Raw genomic sequence first — 3,642 nt, forward strand, 5'->3', positions numbered from 1 at the left:
CCCTCGTAGTCCGGGCCGAACATGAAGTGGTAGACTACCAGCTGCGAGCGGCCGTCGAACAGCTCACGTAGCGTCTTCGGTCCGTGCTCGGTCTGGAATGTGTACTGCTTCTCGACCGGCACCCATGGAAGCTCCCGGCGCCGCTGCGCCAGCTCGTCGCTACGCCGCGTGAGCTCCTTCTCGGCTTCGAGCAGCTTGAGCCGGGCGGCGAGCCACTCTTCACGCGTTCCGACCCGATGACGTGAAGGAGGCGTACCTCGGTGTTGAAACGAGTGCAGGCGATCTGTGTTTGGTCGGGCTATCTTGTGGTGGGACATCGTTACTCACCTCCGTCTCACACATCATCCTAAATTACGCCGCGCTTTCTGGCACGAAAACTGCGAACTGGCGCTCGAGCGCCTTAGCGACGCCATTGCGCCAGCCTTCCGCCGCGGACTGGGACGCGGGATCGGGAAAGATATCCTCCTCCCCGTTCTCCAACCCGTCGAAGATGCCCGCCGCGGTAGACTCAGGCGGGGCCTTCGGGATATCGAAGCCCCGGGTCATATCGGTGTCGGTGGGGCCGATGATGGCGGCATGTACCGTGACACCCTGACCGGCCAAGAGCGCCCTCAGCGACTGTGTCATGTTGAGCGCAGCCGCCTTCGACATGGAGTAGCCAGAGATAAGCGGCAAGGGCGCGAGCGCTGCCAGGGACACGTTGTTGACGATGGCCCCTTTGGAGCGCCGCAGTAGCGGCAGAAAAGCGCGCGTTACGTTGAACACTCCGAAGAGGTTGACGGCCAGGTGCTGCGCGATGACGTCGGGATTGCTCAGATCGTCGTAGATGGCGACGCCTGCATTGTTGATGAGGATGTCGAGAGATGCGACCTCGTGGGCCGCTTGCCGGATCTGCGAAGCTCTGGTCACGTCCAGCGTGAGGGCCGTCACGCGTTTGTCGGCGTATTGCAGCGGGCTGCGCGTCCCCGCGTAGACCCTCTTCGCCCCACGCCTCAGCGCCTCATCGACGAGCGCCCGGCCGATGCCGCGGCTGGCGCCGGTGATCAAGACTGTTTTCCCCGCAACGTTCATATCGTTTCCCTCCCTCTTTCGTAGTCCGCACCTAGGACCCCCAGATCCGACGGGCCTGCGGATGTGCCGTCACAGATATTGACCGCAAGCGCACCTCAAACTCATCGGTCCGCTGCGCGAGAGCTCATCGGCCCTTTTCGAATGCGGTCAACAGCCCCGGATCCAGACCGCTCTCAGGACCGATGAGTTTTGGCGCGGTTCGGGATTTAATAGGATAAAGGCGCTTCGGCGCAATCAGAAATCCTGAGAGGAGATGACTCAAATGCCAGTAATCCACACGGTTCGGATACCCAGCGAGCAAGTGCCAGGTGTCTATCGCCTCCGCGTCGGGGATATCGTCGTTACGGCACTCAGCGATGGGTATTTTGAGGCTGGTCTCGACGTGCTGCTGAATGTCTCCACGCCGGAGGCTCAACGCCTGCTCGAGCTCGCGGGTCGGCCGCCGAGAGCGCGAGCTCCGATCAACGCGTTCGCGATCCATGCGGGAGGACGGCTCGCGTTGATCGACGCCGGGGCGGGATCGACACTTGGTCCGACGGCAGGGCGGCTATCAGCCAATCTCGCGGCCGCCGGCATTCATCCTAACGAAATTGACACGGTGCTCCTGACCCACATGCATTCCGACCATTCCGCGGGATTGATCGACCCGTCCGGCGTGCCGGTCTTCCAAGGAGCGGAACTGCATTTGCACAAAGACGAGGCGGCCTATTGGCAGGACGACACCGCGGTGAGCCGGGCGCCCGAGCCGGTTCGCCCGTTCTTCCAAGCGGCGCGCAGCCAACTCGAGGCCTACCGCGATCGGCTTCGCCCGTTACTGCCGGGCGAGGTGTTCCCTGGCGTCACGTGGATGCCGATGCCCGGGCATACCCCCGGCCACACCGGTTATCTCATTGCATCCGGTGGCGCCTCGCTCCTGATTTGGGGCGATATTATCCACATTCAGGACGTGCAGATCCCGCGGCCGGAAACCGGGTTCTTCGTCGATACCGATCCCGCCGCCGCTGCCGCCACGCGACGTCGTGTTCTCGATATGGTCGCCGCCGACCGGCTCCTTGTGGGCGGCATGCATGTCCATTTCCCCGGGTTTGCCCGCGTCGTTCGCGATGGCACGAGGTTTCAAATGGTGCGGGATGTCTGGGCGGATGATCTTTAACTCGTGCGCGCGAGCGGGGATCACCTGGACTGTGTGGACATGCGTCAACAGCTCGGATCCAGACCGCTCTCAGGACCGATGAGTTTTGGCGCGGTTCGGGATTTAATAGGATAAAGGCGCTTCGGCGCAATCAGAAATCCTGAGAGGAGATGACTCAAATGCCAGTTGCGTATATAGATGTTCCGCCGGGCATCCGCATCGATGCAAAAAAGAAGTTGGTGAAAGAGGTCTTCGTCACGCTCGACGAAGCGTACGGTGTTCCCGACACTCGGAGCTTCCTTCGCGAATGGCCGCTCGAGCAAGTGAGCCAGGACGGGCGGCTCGATTCCGCGCCGGCACACCACCGGCATCCGGCCTCTCGCGGAGAGTGCACTGAACCACGAATGGCCCGCTTCCTGAGCGGGAGAAGACTCGGTTGTGGGAGGGCGGAACATGTTGCTTGAGAGCAAGACTGCCGTCATCTACGGAGCCGGAGGAGCAATCGGCGGCGCGGTCGCCCGTGCATTCGCCCGCGAAGGGGCGCGGGTGTTTCTCGCCGGGCGCAGGCTCTCAACCGTCAACGTCGTCGTCGAGCAGATCTCTGGCGCGGGCGGAAAGGTCGAAGCGGAACAGGTCGACGCTCTCGATGAACAGGCCGTCGAGAAGCACATCGCCGCGGTCGTTAAGAAGGCCGGGAAAATCGACATCTCATTCAACGCGATCGGGATTCCTGCGGCGGAGGTCGCTCGCCAGGGCATGCAGGGTATCCCTTTCACCGAGCTCCCGGTGGAGGCGTTCTCTCTCCCCCTCACCACCTATCCGCGGGCTCACTTCGTGACCGCCAAGGCTGCGGCGCGGCACATGGTCGAGCAGCGATCCGGCGTGATCTTGATGCACACGCCGGAGCCGGCGCGTCTCGGCGTACCACTCGTTGGGGGCATGGGGCCAGCATGGGCGGCGGTGGAGTCCCTGTGTCGCAATCTTTCCGCCGAAGTCGCATCGTCCGGCGTCCGCGTCGTGTGCTTGCGCTCGACCGGACTCCCAGAGACCCCTACGATCGGCATCGTCTTCGGAATTCACGCCAAGGTGCTGGGGATCACGCCGAAGCAGTTCCAAGAGTTGCTGGAAAGCCGGAGTCACACGCGGCGCTCGACCACGCTGGCGCAGTTGACGGGCGCGGCGGTCCTCATGGCCTCCGATCTGGCCGACGGCATGACCGGAACCGTCGCGAACCTGACCGGCGGAGAAGTGGTCGATTAGGACGCATCGGGGCATCGTTTGACCAACGAGGCACAGACGCCGGCGCCACAGATTTCGCGAAGAATGAGCCGTATCCGCCTAATGGAGGAACCGCATGAGGAAGACCGTGGTCGTCACGTACAAGACCAAACCCGAGGCAGCCGATGAAAACGAGCGTCTGGTCAAGAGGGTGTATGCCC

General features: G+C 62.9%; 4 protein-coding genes. 2 read left to right on the forward strand and 2 right to left on the reverse strand.

Annotation, left to right across the window (positions count from 1 at the left end):
• Positions 1–317: DUF899 family protein (locus VFP86_12440; GenBank protein HET9000447.1), on the reverse strand; the 317-nt coding region annotated here is incomplete at its 3' end.
• A gap of 34 nt (positions 318–351) precedes the next feature.
• Positions 352–1,071 carry an SDR family NAD(P)-dependent oxidoreductase gene (locus VFP86_12445; protein ID HET9000448.1) on the reverse strand — a complete coding sequence of 240 codons (720 nt, stop codon included), beginning with the start codon at positions 1,069–1,071 and terminating at the stop codon, positions 352–354.
• Positions 1,072–1,333: 262 nt separating this feature from the next.
• Here VFP86_12445 and VFP86_12450 point away from each other — a divergent pair, with 262 nt between their 5' ends.
• Positions 1,334–2,224: an MBL fold metallo-hydrolase gene (locus tag VFP86_12450; protein HET9000449.1), complete on the forward strand. Its 891-nt coding sequence runs from the start codon at positions 1,334–1,336 to the stop codon at positions 2,222–2,224.
• Positions 2,225–2,656: 432 nt separating this feature from the next.
• Positions 2,657–3,463: an SDR family oxidoreductase gene (locus tag VFP86_12455; GenBank protein ID HET9000450.1), complete on the forward strand. Its 807-nt coding sequence runs from the start codon at positions 2,657–2,659 to the stop codon at positions 3,461–3,463.
• The last annotated feature ends 179 nt before the right edge of the window (positions 3,464–3,642 follow it).

The organism is bacterium, from assembly GCA_035703895.1.
Classification (GTDB): Bacteria; Sysuimicrobiota; Sysuimicrobiia; order Sysuimicrobiales; family Segetimicrobiaceae; genus Segetimicrobium.

Coding starts and splice junctions, on each gene's coding strand:
- VFP86_12445 (HET9000448.1), bottom strand. CDS start 1,071: ATGAACGTTGCGGGGAAAACAGTCTTGATCACCGGCGCCAGCCGCGGC.
- VFP86_12450 (HET9000449.1), top strand. CDS start 1,334: ATGCCAGTAATCCACACGGTTCGGATACCCAGCGAGCAAGTGCCAGGT.
- VFP86_12455 (HET9000450.1), top strand. CDS start 2,657: ATGTTGCTTGAGAGCAAGACTGCCGTCATCTACGGAGCCGGAGGAGCA.